The organism is Paenibacillus sp. FSL R5-0912 (assembly GCF_000758605.1).
In the GTDB taxonomy this organism is placed as follows: Bacteria; Bacillota; Bacilli; order Paenibacillales; family Paenibacillaceae; genus Paenibacillus_AQ.
On the sequence record NZ_CP009282.1, the window covers coordinates 384,803 to 403,596 of the forward strand.

At 52.4% G+C, this 18,794-nt stretch carries 19 protein-coding genes and 1 pseudogene; 15 read left to right on the top strand and 5 right to left on the bottom strand.

Features of this window, described 5'->3' with window-relative positions:
* From R50912_RS01680 to R50912_RS01725, 10 genes are all read left to right on the top strand, one after another.
* Positions 1-1,029, top strand: a complete 1,029-nt coding sequence (locus R50912_RS01680) for an ABC transporter substrate-binding protein (RefSeq protein ID WP_042231880.1) — start codon at positions 1-3, stop codon at positions 1,027-1,029.
* A 22-nt stretch (positions 1,030-1,051) separates the two neighbouring features.
* Entirely contained in the window at positions 1,052-1,828 is a 777-nt protein-coding gene (locus tag R50912_RS01685; RefSeq protein ID WP_042231883.1) for an ABC transporter ATP-binding protein, read from the top strand.
* 16 nt (positions 1,829-1,844) lie between these two features.
* Positions 1,845-2,624: an ABC transporter permease gene (locus tag R50912_RS01690; RefSeq protein WP_042231884.1), complete on the top strand. Its 780-nt coding sequence runs from the start codon at positions 1,845-1,847 to the stop codon at positions 2,622-2,624.
* Positions 2,625-2,730: 106 nt separating this feature from the next.
* Complete coding sequence (locus R50912_RS01695) at positions 2,731-3,168, top strand: MarR family winged helix-turn-helix transcriptional regulator (protein WP_042231887.1); 438 nt, start codon at positions 2,731-2,733, stop codon at positions 3,166-3,168.
* Positions 3,169-3,336: 168 nt separating this feature from the next.
* Positions 3,337-4,341 (top strand): alpha/beta hydrolase family protein, encoded by a 1,005-nt coding sequence (locus R50912_RS01700; RefSeq protein WP_231637760.1) that lies wholly within the window; start codon positions 3,337-3,339, stop codon positions 4,339-4,341.
* 288 nt (positions 4,342-4,629) lie between these two features.
* Positions 4,630-5,736 (top strand): ABC transporter substrate-binding protein, encoded by a 1,107-nt coding sequence (locus tag R50912_RS01705; RefSeq protein WP_042231895.1) that lies wholly within the window; start codon positions 4,630-4,632, stop codon positions 5,734-5,736.
* 89 nt (positions 5,737-5,825) lie between these two features.
* Positions 5,826-6,749 (top strand): ABC transporter permease, encoded by a 924-nt coding sequence (locus R50912_RS01710; RefSeq protein WP_042231898.1) that lies wholly within the window; start codon positions 5,826-5,828, stop codon positions 6,747-6,749.
* Positions 6,746-7,546 (top strand): ABC transporter permease, encoded by an 801-nt coding sequence (locus tag R50912_RS01715; RefSeq protein WP_042231900.1) that lies wholly within the window; start codon positions 6,746-6,748, stop codon positions 7,544-7,546. Before R50912_RS01710 ends, R50912_RS01715 begins: the two co-directional genes overlap by 4 nt.
* Positions 7,547-7,566: 20 nt before the next feature.
* Positions 7,567-8,610, top strand: a complete 1,044-nt coding sequence (locus tag R50912_RS01720; protein ID WP_042231902.1) for an ABC transporter ATP-binding protein — start codon at positions 7,567-7,569, stop codon at positions 8,608-8,610.
* A 135-nt stretch (positions 8,611-8,745) separates the two neighbouring features.
* The gene (locus R50912_RS01725) at positions 8,746-8,982 is read left to right on the top strand and encodes a DUF6953 family protein (RefSeq protein ID WP_042231904.1); all 237 of its coding nucleotides are present in this window, start codon (positions 8,746-8,748) and stop codon (positions 8,980-8,982) included.
* Between the two features lie 194 nt (positions 8,983-9,176).
* On the opposite strand, the gene R50912_RS01730 is transcribed toward R50912_RS01725, so the two are convergent.
* Genes R50912_RS01730 through R50912_RS01740 form a run of 3 tightly spaced genes read right to left on the bottom strand, consistent with a single transcriptional unit; the run spans position 9,177 to position 12,539 of the window.
* Entirely contained in the window at positions 9,177-10,259 is a 1,083-nt protein-coding gene (locus R50912_RS01730) for a mannose-1-phosphate guanylyltransferase (protein WP_042231906.1), read from the bottom strand.
* A complete protein-coding gene (locus R50912_RS01735) occupies positions 10,252-11,358 on the bottom strand; it encodes a hypothetical protein (RefSeq protein ID WP_042231908.1) in 1,107 nt (368 codons plus the stop codon). Before R50912_RS01735 ends, R50912_RS01730 begins: the two co-directional genes overlap by 8 nt.
* On the bottom strand, positions 11,358-12,539 hold the full coding sequence (locus tag R50912_RS01740; protein WP_042231910.1) for a glycosyltransferase family 4 protein: 1,182 nt from the start codon (positions 12,537-12,539) through the stop codon (positions 11,358-11,360). The genes R50912_RS01735 and R50912_RS01740 overlap by 1 nt, the downstream gene beginning before the upstream one ends.
* A gap of 199 nt (positions 12,540-12,738) precedes the next feature.
* On the opposite strand from R50912_RS01740, the gene R50912_RS34665 reads away from it, so the two are divergent.
* The 3 genes from R50912_RS34665 (at position 12,739) to R50912_RS01755 (ending at position 14,614) form a co-directional block, all read left to right on the top strand.
* Positions 12,739-13,035, top strand: a complete 297-nt coding sequence (locus tag R50912_RS34665; RefSeq protein ID WP_042231912.1) for a helix-turn-helix domain-containing protein — start codon at positions 12,739-12,741, stop codon at positions 13,033-13,035.
* A complete protein-coding gene (locus tag R50912_RS01750) occupies positions 13,001-13,948 on the top strand; it encodes a DUF1861 family protein (protein ID WP_042231914.1) in 948 nt (315 codons plus the stop codon). Before R50912_RS34665 ends, R50912_RS01750 begins: the two co-directional genes overlap by 35 nt.
* A gap of 84 nt (positions 13,949-14,032) precedes the next feature.
* Complete coding sequence (locus R50912_RS01755) at positions 14,033-14,614, top strand: 50S ribosomal protein L25 (protein ID WP_042231916.1); 582 nt, start codon at positions 14,033-14,035, stop codon at positions 14,612-14,614.
* A 127-nt stretch (positions 14,615-14,741) separates the two neighbouring features.
* Here the strand turns inward: R50912_RS01755 and R50912_RS01760 are convergent, their stop codons facing one another.
* Together R50912_RS01760 and R50912_RS01765 are read right to left on the bottom strand one after the other, a co-directional pair.
* Positions 14,742-15,620, bottom strand: a complete 879-nt coding sequence (locus R50912_RS01760; RefSeq protein WP_052416817.1) for a carbohydrate ABC transporter permease — start codon at positions 15,618-15,620, stop codon at positions 14,742-14,744.
* 206 nt (positions 15,621-15,826) lie between these two features.
* The gene (locus tag R50912_RS01765) at positions 15,827-16,711 is read right to left on the bottom strand and encodes a carbohydrate ABC transporter permease (RefSeq protein ID WP_042231917.1); all 885 of its coding nucleotides are present in this window, start codon (positions 16,709-16,711) and stop codon (positions 15,827-15,829) included.
* A 93-nt stretch (positions 16,712-16,804) separates the two neighbouring features.
* On the opposite strand from R50912_RS01765, the pseudogene R50912_RS01770 reads away from it, so the two are divergent.
* Both R50912_RS01770 and R50912_RS01775 read left to right on the top strand, forming a co-directional pair.
* A pseudogene (locus R50912_RS01770) lies at positions 16,805-17,449 on the top strand (BadF/BadG/BcrA/BcrD ATPase family protein); the annotation flags it as partial.
* On the top strand, positions 17,446-18,774 hold the full coding sequence (locus R50912_RS01775) for a 6-phospho-beta-glucosidase (protein WP_042231919.1): 1,329 nt from the start codon (positions 17,446-17,448) through the stop codon (positions 18,772-18,774). The pseudogene R50912_RS01770 and the gene R50912_RS01775, both read left to right, overlap by 4 nt.
* Positions 18,775-18,794: the final 20 nt, after the last annotated feature.

Here is an 18,794-nt window from a genome sequence, read left to right on the forward strand (position 1 = left end):
TTGAAAAAATCATGGTACGGCTCAGCCTTCCTGCTCTTATCCTTATCTCTCGTACTGGTTCTGTCCGGCTGCAGCTCCAAGGGAGACGCGGCGGCTTCCACTGGAACAGACAGCGGTAAGCAGAAGACCCTGAAGATTAAAATTGCCGATATCAACACGAATCCTACCTTCCGGGTAGCAGTCGATAAAGGCATCTTCGCCAACCATGGCATCGACGCAGAAATCATCAACTTCGGCACTCCGGCTGAGGGAGTGAATGCGCTATTCATCAAGCAGGTAGACGTGGCCTTCGGTGCCGATTTCCCGGTGCTCAATGCCGTCTCCAAAGGCGAGTATTCGATCATTGCTTCCGCCGGCCAGGCTACGGATCAGGCAGCGGCGGTATGGAAGCTGTACGTAAGGGACGAGATCAAGTCTGCTACGGATCTGAAAGGCAAGAACCTAAGCTTCATGCGCGGTACGTTTCTGCCGTATCTGTGGGATGAATACCTGAAGGAGCAGGGCATTGCGCTAAGCGATGTGAAGCTGACAGGACAGGGTGCGTTCGACGAAGCCTTCATTGCCCTTAAGCAGGGCGATGTGGATGCTGCCTGGTTCAGCGGTTCGGCGTTGACGGATAAGCTGGCTGCGCTTGAGGGCGTGCATGAGCTGACGGATATGTCTAAGACTCCGGTGCGCCTGGGGATGGGGATTGTCGCCGGGAATGACTTTGTGCAGGCCAATCCTGAGGGGATTGGAGAATTCCTGGCAGCGGTGGACGAGGCATCGGCTTATGCCCAGGAGCATCCGGAGGAAGTAGCCGATCTGATGTTCAAGGAATTGAAGCAGCCGAAGGAAGCGACGCTGAAGGACTTGCCGACGAATCCTTGGAGGGTTGGCTTCACCCAGGCTGCGTATGACAGCCTCGCCGGACAGAAGAAATATATGATCGATACAGGAATCATTGAACAGGATTTCGATCTGGACAGCAAGCTCAGTCTGGAGCCGCTAAAGCAGGCGCTGCCGGATAAAGTGACTTACACGAAATAACCTAACTTTCAGGAGGTGCCCCATGTCTTTATCTGCCAAACAGCATGCCATTCATATCGAGCACCTGCGTAAGAGCTACAGCGAGCCTGCGGCCGGGGACGTTCATTATATTATCAAGGATGTGAACCTGGTTATTAAAGGCGGCGAGTTCTTCGTGCTGCTCGGTCCGAGCGGCTGCGGCAAATCAACGCTGCTGAACATGATCGCTGGCTTTGTCTCTAAATCTGGCGGCAATCTGCGGGTGGACAACGTCGAGGTGGATAAGCCGGGCCGGGACCGGGCGGTTGTATTTCAGCAGGCAGACTCTTCCCTGTTCCCCTGGCTCACGGTGCGGGAGAATGTAGAGTTTGGACTGCGGATGAAGAAGACGGCCAAGGCAGAGCGCCGGGTCATATCAGACCGGTATATCACGCTAGTCGGGCTGAACGGGCATGAGGATAAATTTCCGAAGGAATTATCGGGAGGGATGAAGCAGCGGGTACAGCTGGCCCGGGTACTGGCGAATGATCCGGCGATCCTGCTGATGGATGAGCCCTTTGGCGCGCTGGATGCCATGACCCGGCGGACGATGCAGAAGGAGCTGGTGCAAATATGGCGTGAGACGCATAAGACCGTTATTTTCGTAACGCACGATATTCAGGAAGCACTGCTGCTGGGTGAGCGCATCGGCATCATGTCCGTGGGGCCTTCCTCCAATATCACCGATATATACGACAATGCGCTGCCGTTTCCGCGGGATGTGGCCTCGCCGGAGTTCTACTCGCTGTATAACCAAATTCAGAGCCATTTTGAAGAATAGAATCGGGGGGCAGTACATGTTGAAATGGGTGGAGAAAAAATGGGTCTCGGTCTCCCTGCTATGGATTGCCGCACTCTGCATCTGGCAGCTGGGCGCATGGGTGTATGGTCCGGATGTCATTCCGGGGCCCTGGGCTACGCTTAAGGGAGGGCGGGAACTGGTCCAAGACGGCACCTTGATGCAGTATATCGGTATCAGCTTTTACCGCGTGCTTGTCGGTTGGGTACTCGGCAGTATACTGGCTATTCCTGTAGGGCTGATCATCGGAAAAGTAAACGTCATCCGCATATTTGCCGAGCCGTTCCTGAATTTCATCCGCTTTATCCCGCCGATTGCCTTCATCACACTTTTTCTGGTCTGGTTCGGGATCGGGGAGCAGTCGAAGATTGCGCTGATTATGTACGCCACCTTCTTCATCGTCGTACTGAACACTTTAACAGGCGTAATGTCGGTGGAGGAGGACAAGATCCGCTCGGCCCGCAGCATGGGTGCGAGTGAATGGCAGATTCTGCTGTATGTGATTGTACCAGCTACGATCCCGTATATCTTCACCGGTGTGCGCCTTGCGATGGGGACCTCCTACATGGCGATCATCGGCGCAGAAATGATCGCTTCGAACGAAGGCATCGGTTATCTGATCTGGAATTCGCGGCTGTTCTTCCGGACGGACTGGATCTTTGTCGGACTGATCTGCCTGGGGTTCATGGGCTTTGCGACGGACCGGTTGTTTGGCTGGTTCGGCCGGAAGGTGCTCTACCGCTATGGTGTGGTCAGTATGGCTGCGCGGAGAAGATAATACGGTGAAGGGAGAAGGTTCTTACAGTCTGGAGGTATAAGTCCTTGACGGATACAAGTTGTTACAGCTATAGTAGCTGTAACAACTTGTTGGGGCGGGTGCGGTTATGGACAACGGATTTGATTATACAGAGCTGATTGGATTCCAGATTATCAAAGGCGAGGTACTCATCAAGCGCAGGATGCTGGCTATTTTTATGGAGAAGGGCTACGATCTGACCTTTGAACAATGGACGGTGCTGAATGTGCTGTATGCGGAGCCAGGAATCAATCAGAGCGAGATTGCTGCCAGAACCTTCAAGGACAAGACGAATGTTACCCGTATTCTGGATGTGCTCACGAAGAAGGGATATGTGGCCCGCGAAGCGCATGGCAAGGACCGCAGAAGCTATCAGATTTATCTGACTGCAGCGGGAAAACAGATATTCGCTGATCTTATTCCCCATGTGAAGCAGTTGAATAAACAATTTAAGCAAGACATCCCGGACGCGGAGTTGGCGCAATTCATCCATACCCTGGAGACAATTTGCCGGAACGCACAATAAATTTTTTTGTTCACATAGTTGTTATAGCTATTATATATATAACTACTAATTCTGAGTCCACGAAAGGAATGAGCGATTATGGTGGAATTAACGGTGAAGGAAAGATTTGCATTCCGGTTTATTTTTAATGAGAAGAGAGTGTATCAGCGCTGGTATAGCAGGTTTCTCATGTTCGGTACAGATTATGGGAGACTCCGGAGAGTGGTGGGGAGAATCAGCGATTGGCGCGAGTGGTGCGAGGTCTGGACGGCTGAGGGCGATGAGCTGTTCCGCAAAGCGGAAAAGGCACTCACGGAAGGCAGCCGGGGTATAGCCAGAGCCTTGTTCCATGAAGCGGTGGCCTGCTACCATGCGGGTCAGCATATCTTTTTTATCGACAGCCGGCAGAAAGATTCCACCCAGGCAAAGGCGAGGGAAAGCTATGCCCAGGCGATATGTTTATATAACGAAGCTGAGAAGCCTGTGCGGGTGGATATCCCGTATCGCGGAGTCTCTATTCCGGGCTATTTGCGAAGAGCAGATACAGAAGGCAGACACCTGATTATTTTCGTGAACGGCATGGATAACATTAAGGAGGCGGAGGGGCATCATTTTGGCTCAGTGTTTAACCGGCAGGCCTTTAATTTCTTTACGTTTGACGGACCGGGCCAAGGGGAGATGTGGAGCTCGCTGAAATTCGATGCCCGGAATTACCATACTGCTGTATCGGCGGTAATAGACTGGTTTGAACAGCAGCCGGCAAGCGGGATCGATCTCGGAAGAATTGGTCTCGTCGGCTTCAGCCTGGGCGGATATTTGGCGCCTGAGGCCGCAGCCCGCGATCCCCGGGTGAAATGTACGGCCGGCAACAGCGGTCTGGTCTATATCGGCGGGATTCAGGGGCTGAAGCAATTGAATCCCATCTGGCAGCGGGGGGTTACGTATATGACGGGCTGTGCAACGCTGGAGGAGGCGCTCCCGCAGTTCAATTATGACATTGAAGACGCTCCGGTCCTGCGCTCGCCCCTGCTTTTTTTTCATGCAGGCCGTGATGAGGTGATGCCTGAGCCCAAGACTCATGCAGATAAAATGATGAATTGGGCCAAAGGGGATGCTACGCTGAAATATATGGAGGATGCGGAGCACTGTACGATGAATTATCTGGATGAGGTTTTCCCGGAAATCCTGGATTAGTTCGAGATGCATCTGCGTAAGTAGCCTTGCCTTAACCGCTTATACAGAATTATTGAAGACAGCTGTCCGGAATCCGGGCAGCTGTTTTTTACAATTTATATGCTTTTGGGGTCCCCGTAAAGTACCTGAGTAATCATCGAAGCCAAAGCCCCACTTTGCGGGGGTATTTTACAAATCCTTCTATTCCGCTTGATTCCAGGGTAATAATGGAATCCTATACTTCAGTTGGGCAGCGTATAGCTTGGATCATAGAGCCCGTAAATCAGAAATAGGAGTGATAGGGAAATCATGAAAAAGAGATTCGTACGGCTAATGTCCATGTGTCTGATGTTGTCCTTGCTCGTCCTGCTGCTTGCCGCTTGTGCCAATTCAGAAGCTAAGGCCGATGAAGGAAACGGCGGCGTCAAAGAGCTGAGCTTAAGAGAAATCGAAGCTGAGGCTACCAAGGAAGCCGCTGTAGTCAGTGTGGGCATGCCGGACTCCTGGGCGAACTGGAAGGATACCTGGAATGATATTACGGGCAAGTATGAAATTACCCATACCGATACAGATATGTCGAGTGCAGAGGAAATTGCCAAGTTCGAAGCAGAGAAAGATAAACCGACAGCCGATATCGGCGATGTCGGCATCGCCTTTGGCCCGGTTGCAGTTGAGAAAGGCGTAGTCCAGCCTTATAAAACCTCCCACTGGGACGAGATCCCCGATTGGGCCAAGGACAAGGACGGCAATTGGGTCGTTGGCTATCAGGGCAGTATTGCCTTCCTGACCAATACGAAGCTGGTTGCAGATCCGCCCAAGAGCTGGGAGGACCTGAAGAACGGCAGCTATAAAATCATCGTGGGCGATGTAACCAAGGCAGCCCAGGCGCAAATGGCGGTGCTTGCTGCTGCCATCGCCTTTGGCGGTGATGAGTCCAATATTGAGCCCGGCATTGCCTTCTTCGAGGATCTGGCGAAGAAGGGCCGTCTCTCAAACGCCGAGGCATCCCTTGCGAATATCGAGAAGGGCGAAGTGGAAGTCACGCTGCTGTGGGATTTCAACGCGCTGAACTACAAGGACCAGATCAACAAAGACGGATTCGATGTGGCGATCCCGAAGGAAGGCAGTGTCGTGAGCGGCTATGCGACCATAATTAACAAATGGGCACCGCATCCGAATGCTGCCAAGCTTACACGTGAGTACATTCTCAGCGATGAAGGCCAGATTAATCTGGCTAAAGGCTATGCCCGTCCGATCCGTGACAGCGTGAAGCTTCCGGAGGATGTGGCCGCTAAGCTGCTGCCACAGGACGAGTATGCCAACGTGAAGCCGGTCGGGGATTATAAGGTTTGGGAAGAAACTGCCAAGGCCATTCCGCAGCTGTGGCAGGAACGTGTGCTTGTACATTTGAACTAATCCTCCTGTCGGACAGACTATAGACAAGAGATGAAGGGCGCCTTAGCTAAGGCGCCCGCTTGCTATTCTAAGCGAGAGGAGCATACGGAATGAAACACAGACAACGCAGCGTAATTCTGGCTCTGGTTCCCTTTGTGCTGATGGTGTTGGCTTTTCAGGTGGTGCCGGTCTTGTCTATGCTGACGGGTAGCTTCCGCAGAGCGGATGGAGCGGGCTTCACGCTGGGCAATTATCAGCATGCGCTGAGCAGTGCCTATTATATGCAGGCGATCAAGAACAGCCTGCTGATCTCAGTTCTCTCCAGCCTGATTGGGCTCGGGGTAGGGCTTGTATGTGCGTACTGTATTACACGCTTTGCTCCGGCGGTACGTGACCGGCTGCTGATGCTGTCCAATATGACCTCGAACTTTGCCGGGGTTCCGCTGGCTTTTGCCTACATTATTCTGCTTGGCAATAATGGTGTGTTCACGCTGCTGTTCAAGCAGTGGGGCTGGAATGTGTTTGACGGATTCAATCTGTACAGCTGGTCCGGTCTGATCCTGGTCTACGTCTATTTCCAGATTCCCCTGGCCTTATTACTGCTGTATCCGGCGTTCTATGGTATCAGGGAGCAGTGGAGGGAAGCGGCGGCTCTGCTGGGTGCAGGTCCTTGGCAGTTCTGGAAGACGGTCGGCCTGCCAGTGCTCTCCCCGGCGATCTTCGGTACACTCGGCATTCTCTTTGCCAATGCGATGGGTGCGTATGCTACCGCCTATGCGCTGGTTGGCGGCAACTATAATCTGCTGGCTGTCCGTATCGGCTCCCTGGTTGCCGGAGATGTGGTGACCCAGCCGCAGATGGGCAGCACGCTCGCGGTTCTGCTGGCATTAAGCACACTGCTGGCGGTATTCCTGAATCAGCGGATGGTGCGGCAGATGGAAGGGTACAGCGGCAGAAGTCCTGCCAGGCAGGAGCACCGCAGCGGGATATTCAAGCGGCGCTGGTCCGCAGTCCGGGAGGAGGCAGGAAGATGAATACACGCAAAGCGGGCTTTGCCCCGCGCACCTTCATGCTCCTGCTCATGATCTACCTGCTGCTGCCGCTGGTGGCGACAGGGCTGTATGCTTTTGCCCAAGACTGGCAGAATACGTTGCTTCCCGAAAGCTGGACACTAAGCTGGTTCAGTGGCATGTTTCAGGATATCCGCTTCCTTGAGGCGCTCTGGACATCGCTCTATCTGTGCCTCCTCAGCGTTCTGCTTAGTCTCGCGGTGATGCTGCCAGCCGTGTTTGTGATTACGGTTTATTATCCGCGCTTGGAGAGCTTCATGAAGTTCATTGTTGTTCTGCCATACGCTGTGCCGGGAGTAGTGGCTGCCGTTGGATTGATCCGGACCTATTCCTCTGGCCCCTTTGATATCTCTGGCACTGCCTATTTGCTGGTAGGGGCTTACTTTGTGGTCACTCTTCCTTATATGTATCAGGGCATCCGCAACAGTCTGCTGAGCGTATCTGCAGTGGAGCTGCTGAATGCGGCTGAGCTGCTTGGAGCAAGAAGACGGACGGCTTTTGTTAATGTGATTCTGCCGAATATCTGGCCGGGTGTTATGGTCTCTGCGCTGCTGTCTTTCTCCGTGCTCTTCGGGGAGTTCGTGCTGACCAATATGCTGGTTGGGGGTCATATCCAGACGATTCAAGTCTACTTGTTCCAGCGTGTAGGGGAAAGTGGACATTTGGCCAGCGCGATTGCGATCTCTTATTTTGTATTTATTCTGCTGCTGTCGGCGGTACTGATGAAGCTGGGACAGAAGATTAGCAGACTGTCGAAGTAAGGAATAGGGAGGATAAGGGTATGAATGATTATCTGAAGCTGCAGGGTATCCGCAAATTGTTCGGCAGTGCGCCGGTGCTGGATGGAGTGGACTTAAGCATCGCCGAAGGGGAACTAATCACTCTGCTGGGGCCGTCCGGCTGCGGCAAAAGCACGCTCCTTCGCTGTATCGCCGGGCTTACCGGTCTGGACAGCGGCAGCATTAGGCTTGCAGGCAAGGAACTGACGAAGCTGCCGCCGCGCAGCAGGGATGTGGGCATGGTGTTCCAGTCCTATGCGCTATTCCCCAACCTGACCGTCAGCCAGAATGTGGAATACGGAATGCGTATGCAAGGGGCGCCTCCGGCAGCGCGGCGCTTGCGGAGCAGCGAACTGCTGGCAATGGTTGATCTGGAAGACAAGCGTGATGTCTATCCGCAGTCGCTGTCCGGCGGACAGCAGCAGCGGGTCGCCCTGGCCCGCTCGCTTGCCGTTCAGCCGAAGCTGCTGCTGCTGGACGAACCGCTCAGCGCGCTCGACGCCAAGATCCGCAAGAATCTGCGTGCGGAAATCCGCGATATCCAGCGGCGTCTGGGGATGACAACGCTGTTCGTCACCCATGATCAGGAAGAAGCACTGATCCTCTCGGACCGGATCTGTATCATGAACCAGGGCCGTATTGTCCAGGAAGGCTCCCCGGAGCAGCTGTACACAGCGCCGCGGACGGAGTTCGCCGCCCGTTTCATGGGCAGCTATAACGTATTCAACCGGGCAGAGGCACTGGCGCTTTTCCGCAGCATTGATAGCCGTGCCGACCGTTTTGCCATCCGCCCGGAATCCGTTACCCTACTGGCAGAAGGTGAGCCGATACAGGATGATGCGGACGACATGATTGATGTGAGCGGGGAGGTGCTGGCCGTATCGGTTCTGGGCAATATCATCCGCGCTATTGTCGCGGCCGAAGGTGTCCATCTGACCGTAGATCTGCTGAATGACGGCCGCTTACTGCGGGTTCGTGAAGGAGAACGTGTTACCGTCCTTCTCGATCCCTCCCAGCTGCTGCATCTGGAGCAGGAAGGGGCATAGACAGGCGGGTACAGCTGCAAAAGGTGTGGCTGGTTCTATTCAGGATAGGCTGGATGAGCTCTCCGCTGCGGGTTATGGTTTCATGCTATAATGGGGTATCTATGAGCAGGATAAGCAGGAAGGAGCACTACCCCAATGGAAGTAACCGCACAGGAAGTGGCGGAATGGATGGTTAAGGAAATCAAATTTACAGGAACCCTGCACCAGACCGCAGCGATTGAATATGTGAAGGCGAATTTCGGCGAAGAGTTTGTCTTCGTGAATGAGAATGGAAATGCATCGCTATCCAAAGAGGTGAAGAAGGCTTTCCGCAAGCTGCACGGCGGCAGAATTGCCTGGGACCGTGACGGGTTCCTGTGGGCCTGGACCTAAGGGCTGACTCAGCATAGGAGAAACATAAGAACACAAGCAGAAACGGCTACGCCGTCCTTGAATAGGACGGCATTCGTTTCAGCGAGAAATAGAAGGATAAATTATCATGTGAAACATATAAATTCTTATATTTTAACAAAGGGAGCATTGCTGTAATAGCAGTGCTCCCTTTGTTATTACATAATCGTCATAGCCTATACATATTCCAGCATGCCTTTCTCCTTGAGCAGATCGACAATGTCTTTGACCGACTGGGCTTTATCCTTGGGACAGATCATGACTGCATCCCCGGTGTCAGCGATGATGAAGCCGTCTACGCCGATGGTGGTAATCAGCCGCCCGTTGCCATAGATAATAGAGTTGCGGGTATCGATGCCGACATGATTGGCCTTGATAATGTTGCCTTCATCATCAGGCGGGAAGATTGCACCGAGTGCATCCCAGCTGCCGATGTCATTCCAGCCGAACTGGCCGGACAGGACCACTACCTCGTCGGAACGCTCCAGAATGCCATAGTCAATCGAGATATTCTGCAGCAGCGGGTAGATCCGGTTAATGGTCTCCTGCTCCTGATCCGTACCAAGCGCTTCACTGATCGGCAGCATAGTATTATATAGCCGCGGCAGATACCGCTTGAAGTTATCGATAATGACCGAGGTCTTCCAGATGAAAATCCCGCTGTTCCAGAGATAATTGCCTGAGGCCAGATATCCCTGTGCCTTTTTGAAATCCGGCTTCTCCACGAATTCAGCTACATCGTATACGGCAACCGGTTTGACTGCGATCGGCTCTTTGTCATAAGCGATATAGCCGTAGCCGGTGGAAGGAAAGGTCGGTTTGATCCCGATCGTGACAATGGCATCACTCTCCATCGCGACGGTGCAGGCTTCGTCCAGCGTAAGCCGGAACTGCGGCTCATCGGTAATATAATGATCGGAAGGCAGGACCACCATTAAGGAATCCCCTTCGCTTATCTGCTGGATGGAGAAGGCGGCGAACAGGATGCTTGCCGAAGTATTCCGGGCCACAGGCTCGATCAGAATATTGCTCTTCTGCACACTGCTGTGCATAATGCTCTCCAGCAGGACCGCCTGGGTGCGGTTGGTTACGATCACGGTATTCTCCTGCGGGATGATGCCCTTGAAGCGTTCGATCGTATCGTTCAGCATAATATCATTGCCGCTGATGTTCAGCAGCTGCTTGGGAATTTCCTGTCTGGACAGCGGCCAGAAGCGGGTGCCGCCTCCGCCTGCAAGAATGGTTGCGAATTTATCCATGGTGAGTCACCAGATGGGCAATCGAGAAGGAGATGATGCTCTCCGATCCCTGATTGAGGTTCAGCCCCGAGCTGTGAATTCCGTCGTAGCAAGCCCCGGTCTGGGGATCAATCAGTGAGAGCTGCAAAGAATTATTCCCTGTATACCAGGCGTAGCATAAATCGGCCTGCTGCAGATAAGCAGGGTCCTTCAGCACCACAGCGGCTTCCTCGCAGGCCAGCAGCATTTCGCAGGCTTCGATCGGCTGTTCATCATATAGCGCAGGAGTGCCGCCGCGCAGCAGCCAGCCGTGGCTGCCTATGGGCTTGTAATAGCCTTCCGGCGCGAAGGTCCGGGAGATCAGGAAATCCAGGCTTTCTTTTGCTGTATATTTCAGCGCCGGATTGCCGGAAATCTTGAAGGCCTTGAGCAGCGCCCAGGGCAGCATGGAATTACCGTACGTAAGACTGTCTTCATACCAGTTCCAGCCTTCGCCCTTGGTGAGGTTGTATTGGTCATTCAGCCGGACGGCAACAGATTCAATAAGTTCTGTGATGAAGGCTTCCGGCAGGAAGGCCAGTTCTTCATCTGTGCTTGGCGTATGCGGATAAGGGAAGGAGTAGGTGAGCGCTCCGGGAGTTTTAAGCAAATAGCTGAGTCCGATAACGGCATAGGCTAAAGCCCGTGGAGACCGCAGACCTCCGATATGCGGCAGCGCCTGGTTAATTAAATAACGGCAGGTATTCAGCAGATTGTCCGGCAGTATGGAGGAATAGGAGAGTACGAAGCCCAGCGCCCAGAGTGTGCGCCCCTGGCAATCCTCGGAGCCGCGCTCCTCCAGGAAGGAACGGTTATAGTCCATGAAGTTCCTGAAGTTGCCCTCTTCTGTCTGTGCATGGTGGACGAAAGAGAGATACGTATGGATCAGGTCAAGGGAGGCGTTGTCCTGATTTTTTTTGTACATCAGAACGGCTGCGATTAGAGCCCGCGCATTGTCATCAGTGGTGTAGCCCTTGGCACGGTCGGGAACCCCGAATTTCGTATGCTGGAAAATCCCTGTATCGTCGGTAATCCGGCGCATATAGTCCGGTTTGAACTGCAACGCTGCGGATGTCTGCATCAAATCACACTCCGGCCAGCCGGTTTGGAGAGGGCTATTTTGTCCTGGAAGATGGCAGCGTAGGTTTTCGCGATTTCACTCCACATCATGGTACTGCCGAGCGCCTGTGTACGTTGCTCCATATCCTTGACCTTGGCCGGATCATCCAGCAGCTCCAGAATACAGGCTTCCAGAGAAGCTGAGTCACGGAAATTCGCCAGCAGGCCGCGGCCTTCAGCGAGCATCTCTTCAGCATAGCGGTAAGGAGTGGAGATAATTACTCTGCCATAGCCGACGCCGTATGCGAGCGTGCCGCTGACTGCCTGATCCTTGCCCAGATAAGGGGTCATATAAATATCCGACATTACCAGTGACTCGATGACCTCTTCCTGGGTCAGCAGCTTGTCGACGAACAGCACATTGTTGACCAGGCCTAATTCATGCACCAGATCGGTCAGTTTTTGACGGTAGACTTCACCTGTCTCCAGTTTGACGACCGGATGAGTCTTGCCCCAGATAATATAGAGCGCGTCCGGGTGCTGCTTCACTACTCCGCTCATAGCCTCAATGGCATATTCAATGCCCTTGCCGGGACTGAGGAAGCCGAAGGTCGAGAGTATTTTGCGGTCTCCGAACTTGTACTGGGTCTTTAGCTCCGCGCGGGTAGAAGTCTTAACGAAAGGCACACCGTGGTGAATAAAAGCAATTTTGGCGGCGTTAATATGATAGACAGAGATGAGATCATCTACCGTAGACTGGGCCATGGTGACAACCTTGACGCTTCCCTCGGCGAGCCGGGTAAGGATCTCATGCTGCTTGGGTGTAGGCTTGGTTAATACAGTATGGAAAATGACCACATAGGGTTTATGAAGCTCCTCCGTGAACTGCAGCAGATATTCGCCGCTTTCCCCGCCGTAGATTCCGAATTCATGCTGAATGACTAGCAGATCGGTATCGGACTGATTGATTTCCCTAGTTGCATCTATATAATCAGATAGCTGATGTTGGTTGATTTCCCTCATGACCTGGTCTGTGTAATGGTAATTTCCGTTGTTGTTCATGGCGATGATACGCGGTTTGTTGAAGCCTTGAAGCTTCGTGAACTCATCCAGGAGATCTTGGGTGAAGGTAGCAATTCCGCATTCTCTCGGCAGGCTGGTAGATAGGAAAACAATATTTTTATTGCGGTTGCTATGGTTCATGCGTAAAGCCTCCCTATTGATTATCGAAATTTGGGAACAAAAAAAGAAAATAAAGAGGACTTTATTTTCCGGAGATAAGTGGTATGAAATTTCGTTTCTGCAATTTATTTCCTGTTCTAACTATAACATGACCATTTTATCTTGTCAATTCATTGACTCCCCTCAAATCTCCGGATATAGTGATGTAGGAGGTGTAGGAATGCCGGTCATACGCAGTAAACTGAGTGAGGTTATGGAGAAGCATGACCCCAAATTATCGATCCGCAGGCTTGCAAAAGATATTAATTACCATTTTGATTCCGTCCGGCGGATGTACAAAGATGAGATGGTGCAGTATCCCCGGGATCTGCTGCTGAAGCTGTGCGCTTACTTCAATATTCAGCCCGGAGAATTGATCCGGATGGAATCAGATGAGAACGATTGGACAATAGATAAGGCAAATGAGTATGAGGAGGAAGGCAATGACAAGGAGCACCGCAAAGATAGCAACCTGTAATGAGCTGCTGGATACCTTTTATGCCTATCTCCGTACCGTGCACGTGGAGAAGCTGGTCTTCTCCGGTGTGGGCGGACGTGATGTATACAATATAACGGCTCCTTTTCTGCATGACGGGGAGGAAGTCATCTTGGGAAGAGTTGAGGAACGGGATAGTGAGTTCTCTCAAGTCTTCTTTTTTACATTCCGGGAGGATGGCGTTTGGGTACCCCGTGCACATACTCATACGTATAGTCTGCAGGATCCCTGCGTAACCCGGATTAAGGGTGAACTGATTGTCGGAGGAGTAGAAGTAATCACAGCCGGGGACAATCCGCAAAAGATAGTCTCGTGGGTCACACAGTTCTACCGGGGATACCGGATTGATTCGATGTACCATTTCTCCTCCGGTCCGGCAATGATGAAGGATATACGGCTGATTGAGCTGCAGGATGGCAGAATCGGCGTACTCACCAGGCCGCAGGGAGAGCGGGGAGGTAGAGGGCAGATCGGCTTCACCATTATCGATTCACTGGAAGAGCTGAATGAACAGACCTTTCTGGAAGCAGAGATTCTGCAGCATCAGTTCGTGCGGGAGGAGTGGGGCGGAGCCAATGAAGCCCATCTGCTGCGCAATGGACATGTGGGTGTGCTCGGGCATATCGCCTGCTTCGACCATCTGGGGAAGAAGCATTACTACTCCATGGTCTTCTCGCTTAATCCGGATACCTTCGAAACTACTCCACTCAAAATCATCGCGGCCAGAAGCGATTTCCCCATCGGTCCGGGTAAACGCCCCGAACTCCAGGATGTCATTTTCAGCGGGGGGCTGGTGCGCTTAGAGGGCGGCCGGGCGGTATTATCTGTAGGCGTCAGCGATGCCGAAGCTTACAGAATTGAGATTCCCGATCCGTTTACAGAATATGAAGCCTGATTCTCGCTGGTTTGACTAGATTCTATGGTCATGGTACACTTAGTATGACAAGAATTTATGGTCGAAGAGAGCGGGAACCAAGCAATGAGTAAATTTATTCAACTAAACAATCGTACGTCTGATACAAAGTCCAACCTGAATGTAGCAAGAAAGCAAGGCCGCATCCCGGCTGTACTGTACGGAATTGGTAAAGATACTCTAAGTCTTGAAGTGAGCGAGAAGGAACTGCTGGAAATGCTGAGAACCAATCCGCGTGCAATCCTGCAAGCGAAATTGTCTGATGGTACAACCGTTCCGGTGGTGGTTCAGAACATCCAGAAGCAGTCGATGTCCGGTAAAGTGCTGCATATTGATTTTCAGCATGTGAATATGAGCATCAGCATGGACAGCAAGGTTACGATTCATTTTGCAGGCGAAGCTGTTGGGGTCAAAGAAGGCGGCGTACTGCAGGTGGAAATATATGAAGTAGATGTCCGCTGTATGCCGGGCGATCTGCCGACTTCCATGGAAGTGGACATCAGCGGCCTTGCCATTGGCGACCAGTTGCTTGTGTCTGATCTGATTTTCCAGGATGGTATTGAAGTGCTGACCGATCCAAGTACAGTAATGATTCAGATCAAGACTGTGCATGAAGAAGCTGAAGAACCGGAAGTCACTCCGGCTTAAATAGAGGATAACGAATATAGCCCCTTTGGGCAGAACGTATTGGGAACTCATGATGATGTCATGATTCCGGCTACGTCTGCTGGAAGGGGCTATTTGTTGTTCTAACAGGCATATTTCCGGGAAGGAGCTACTTCAGTGCTCCCTCCGTCAGGCCGGCAACGATATAGCGGTGGAAGAAGAGGTATACGACAATCATCGGGAGCGTAATAATCGCCAGTGCGGAGAAAAGCAGCTTATAGTCGGTCATATATCGGCTGGAGAAGGCCAGCAGGCCGATCGGGATGGTCTTCAGTGCATCATTCTGGATGTACAGCATGGCCAGCAGCAGCTCATTCCAAGCATTCAGCGCCGAGAAGATCCCCACGGTAGCCATGTTTGGAACAAGCAGCGGAAGGATAATTCTGCTGTACATCACCCAGTCATTACAGCCGTCCATGCGGGCAGCTTCCAGCAGTTCTTTTGGTACGGAGTCTAAGTACGCCTTGAGCAGAAAGATAGCCAGCGGAAGTCCTGTTCCTATATAAGGAAGAATTAACCCCATATAGGAATCCTTCAAATTCAGCTGCTCAAAAATATAGCTCTGGGCAATGAAGAAGGATTGCAGCGGCATGAACAGTCCGAATACGAACATTAGCATCAGGAAGCTGCTTCCTCGGAATCGCAGCTTACTGAAGGCAAAGGCTGCGAGGCTGGCGAAGAGCAGAATGCCTGCTACGGTAGCCGAGGTGACGATTACGCTGTTGCTGGCATAGGTGCTCATATTGCCGACAGTCCACGCTTTGGACCAGTTCTGCAGATTAACCTGTTCCGGCAGCGCGAACGGGGTGGAGAAGATCTTACGGTTCTCACGGAATGAGGAGAGGATAAGCCAGAGGATCGGATAGAAATAGAAGCAGGAGATGAAGATCATGAACAGATAATACAGAATATGTGAGAGCGGTCTGCGTTTTGCCGACTCCCCTCCGCTGTAAGCGTCGTTCTTGATATCCAGGGCTGTGGTCGTCAAGGAGAACACCTCACTTTCTCATGATTTCAGAGTTTACATGTTTCGGTGGCCCCACAAAGTACCTGAGTCATCACCCGAAGCCAAAGCCCCGCTTTGTGGGATTATTCTAAAATATAAGAATTTTATATGTTGGACACTATAAATTATCCTTCTATTTCTCGCTGAAACGGTACCGTCCTTTGAGAGGACGGCAAAGCCGTTTCTGCTTAATACTCCAGCACACCGGAGTCTTTCTTCTTCAGTCTGCCGGCAACAAGCCCGATGATCGCAATCACGATTGTCATTATGACAGCGAGCGCAGAGCCGTAGCCGATGCTCATGTGGGTAAAGACTACTTTGACCAGATAGGTCGTAACGATTTCGGTCGAATTATACGGCCCGCCGTTAGTCATTACATAGAACAGGTCGAAGGACTGGAAGCCGGTAAGCACACATAGCATGATGCCTGTCTCTACCAGATTACGGATCATCGGTACCTTGATCTTGAAGAATATCTGTCCTTCCCCGGCGCCATCCAGATGGGCGGATTCATAGACTTCTTTGGAAATGCGCTGGATTCCGGAATAAAAGATGGTCATATAGAACCCTGCGTAGACCCAGCCGGATACGATGCAGATGGCGTAAAGTGCCGTATCGGGGTTGCCTAGCCAGACTCTGGTCCAGCTCTCCAGGCCGATCTTCTCCAGCAGGATATTGATAAGGCCGAAGTCGGAATTATAGACGAATTTCCATAAGTAGGAGACGACAATCATCGGCAGCATGACGGGCACGAAGAATGCTAGCCGGAATATTCCGCTGCCCTTGCGGCCCATCGTGATTAATCCTGCGAGTCCCAGTCCGACAAGGACTTCAACAACGACCGTGGCTACAATATAAATCAGTGTGTGTCCATAGGAATTAATGTAGATGCGGTCTTGAAAAGCCCGGATGTAATTGTCAAAGCCGGTGAATTTCATATGGCCGATCCCGTTCCAATCGTAGAAGCTGAATACGAATGTCATGAGGACCGGAATAAGTACAACAAAGGCAAACAGCAGGAGGGCTGGCGAGATGAACAGGTAGGGAGAGAGCTTATTGCTTCGGCCGGACATGGGACCACCTCCAATTCAAGATAAGATAAGGGGGACCGCCGCAGGGCGGTCTATAGTATAGAAGCATAAGAAACCGGAGGGGATGGGAGCCGGGATAACACGGGAGTGGTGCTTGTCTGTGGAAGCAATACGAACGCAGCGGGCCGCAACCGGCTCGGGCAAACGGTGCAGGTAGGCGGATTCGATACTTTGTTCGGTGACCGGGCCGGCGGCTTTTATCTCGCTGCACAGGCACTCGGCAGGGCTGTGCGCTGCTGGGAAGGCAGGGAACCCTACAGTGATCTGGTCGAGCGGATACCTCTGAGGCTTGGGTTTACAAGCTTCGGGGAGATGCTGAACCGGTATCTCGATGATGAGATCACTGCGGCGCCGCTGGAGCTGTCGCTGATTGTTCACGAATCGGCAGACTCGGGTGATTGGCTCTCCCGCCAGTTGCTTGCAGATATGGGCAGAGAGCTGGGGATTTCTGCATCGGCCGTAATCCGCAAACTGGGCGGCTTTGAAGAGGAAGCGGTGCCGGTCATCCTTACGGGGAGTATCCTTCAATCCGGCAGAAACCCGTTGCTGCTGGATGCGCTGCTTCAAGAGGTGAAGGCGGAGCATCCCCTTAGCACACTAGTAATCCCGGAGCTGCCGCCTGTATTCGGTGCGGTGATGCTTGCCATGGACCAGCTTGGCCTGCCCGTAACCACAGCAATAATAGAGAGTTTCAAGAGAGACGGAGGAAATCACAAATGAAGAAGAACCACTTGAAAATCGCAGTAATCGGAGGAGGCTCCTCCTATACGCCGGAGCTTGTAGAGGGACTGATCCGTTATTATGATGAATTCCCGGTTGCTGAGCTGTATCTGGCTGATATTAAGGCCGGAGCGGACAAGCTGAGAATCATAGGTGAACTGGCGCAGCGTATGATTGATGCAAGCGGCAAACCAATGAAGCTGCATACGACGCTGGACCGGCGCGAAGCGATTCGCGGTGCGGATTTTGTCGCTACGCAGATCCGTGTGGGCATGCTGGATGCCCGCTCAAGAGATGAGAAGATACCGCTGGCCCATCATTTAATCGGCCAGGAGACGACGGGCGCGGGCGGATTCGCCAAGGCGCTTCGCACCATTCCGGTAATTCTGGACATTTGCCGGGATATTGAGGAACTGGCTCCGGGCGCGTTCATGATCAACTTCACCAACCCGGCCGGTATTATTACGGAAGCCGTCTCGAAGCATTCCCGTGTCAAATCTGTCGGGCTGTGCAATCTCCCGATAAGCACGAAGATGCAGATCGCTGAGCTCTACGGGGTTCCGCAATCGGATATGTTTATTGAGATTGTCGGAATCAATCATCTCCACTGGACGACCCGGGTGCTGATTGAAGGAGAGGACGTGACGGAGGATTTCCTGAACAAGCTGTCCGGAGCCAAAGGACCTTCGATGGCCAATATACCCGATCTGGAGTGGGATTCCGAATTCATTCAGTCCGTGGGAGCACTTCCTTGCCCCTACCACCGTTATTATTATATGAAGGAGGAGATGTACCGGGAGATCTCCGGGCATTATCAAGAGACCGGAAAGACCCGTGCCGATGAGGTAAAAGAAGTAGAAGCCGAGCTGTTCGAGATCTATAAGCAACCTGAAGTGAACAGTAAGCCGGCTCAATTGGAGAAACGCGGCGGTGCCTACTATTCGGAAGCGGCTGTTCAATTGATGAAGTCCATCTATAATGATACCGGCGACATTCAGACGGTCAATGTGCGTAATCAGGGGACTATCCCTGATCTTCCGGGCGATGTCTCCATTGAGATCAACTGTGTTATCAAATCCGATGGACCGCATGCGCTTGCCCCGAGTAAGCCGCTCCCTCCCCAGATCAGAGGTCTGCTGCAGGTGGTGAAGGCTTATGAAGAGCTGACGATTGAAGCGGCAGTGAAAGGGGATTATGCCTCTGCACTACAGGCGCTGACGATCCACCCGCTGATAGGAGATGAGCGGATCGCCAAGGAGGTTCTGGCCGATATTCTTGAGCAGAATGCCGATTATCTGCCCCAATTCCAGGTGCGGGCAAGATGAACCCGGGAATAACAGCATCA

Coding starts and splice junctions, on each gene's coding strand:
- R50912_RS01755 (WP_042231916.1), top strand. CDS start 14,033: ATGAGTAAATTTATTCAACTAAACAATCGTACGTCTGATACAAAGTCC.
- R50912_RS01720 (WP_042231902.1), top strand. CDS start 7,567: ATGAATGATTATCTGAAGCTGCAGGGTATCCGCAAATTGTTCGGCAGT.
- R50912_RS01710 (WP_042231898.1), top strand. CDS start 5,826: ATGAAACACAGACAACGCAGCGTAATTCTGGCTCTGGTTCCCTTTGTG.
- R50912_RS01705 (WP_042231895.1), top strand. CDS start 4,630: ATGAAAAAGAGATTCGTACGGCTAATGTCCATGTGTCTGATGTTGTCC.
- R50912_RS01700 (WP_231637760.1), top strand. CDS start 3,337: ATGTTCGGTACAGATTATGGGAGACTCCGGAGAGTGGTGGGGAGAATC.
- R50912_RS01730 (WP_042231906.1), bottom strand. CDS start 10,259: ATGGATAAATTCGCAACCATTCTTGCAGGCGGAGGCGGCACCCGCTTC.
- R50912_RS01685 (WP_042231883.1), top strand. CDS start 1,052: ATGTCTTTATCTGCCAAACAGCATGCCATTCATATCGAGCACCTGCGT.
- R50912_RS01740 (WP_042231910.1), bottom strand. CDS start 12,539: ATGAACCATAGCAACCGCAATAAAAATATTGTTTTCCTATCTACCAGC.
- R50912_RS01735 (WP_042231908.1), bottom strand. CDS start 11,358: ATGCAGACATCCGCAGCGTTGCAGTTCAAACCGGACTATATGCGCCGG.
- R50912_RS34665 (WP_042231912.1), top strand. CDS start 12,739: ATGCCGGTCATACGCAGTAAACTGAGTGAGGTTATGGAGAAGCATGAC.
- R50912_RS01750 (WP_042231914.1), top strand. CDS start 13,001: ATGACAAGGAGCACCGCAAAGATAGCAACCTGTAATGAGCTGCTGGAT.
- R50912_RS01765 (WP_042231917.1), bottom strand. CDS start 16,711: ATGTCCGGCCGAAGCAATAAGCTCTCTCCCTACCTGTTCATCTCGCCA.
- R50912_RS01695 (WP_042231887.1), top strand. CDS start 2,731: ATGGACAACGGATTTGATTATACAGAGCTGATTGGATTCCAGATTATC.
- R50912_RS01715 (WP_042231900.1), top strand. CDS start 6,746: ATGAATACACGCAAAGCGGGCTTTGCCCCGCGCACCTTCATGCTCCTG.
- R50912_RS01690 (WP_042231884.1), top strand. CDS start 1,845: ATGTTGAAATGGGTGGAGAAAAAATGGGTCTCGGTCTCCCTGCTATGG.
- R50912_RS01775 (WP_042231919.1), top strand. CDS start 17,446: ATGAAGAAGAACCACTTGAAAATCGCAGTAATCGGAGGAGGCTCCTCC.
- R50912_RS01725 (WP_042231904.1), top strand. CDS start 8,746: ATGGAAGTAACCGCACAGGAAGTGGCGGAATGGATGGTTAAGGAAATC.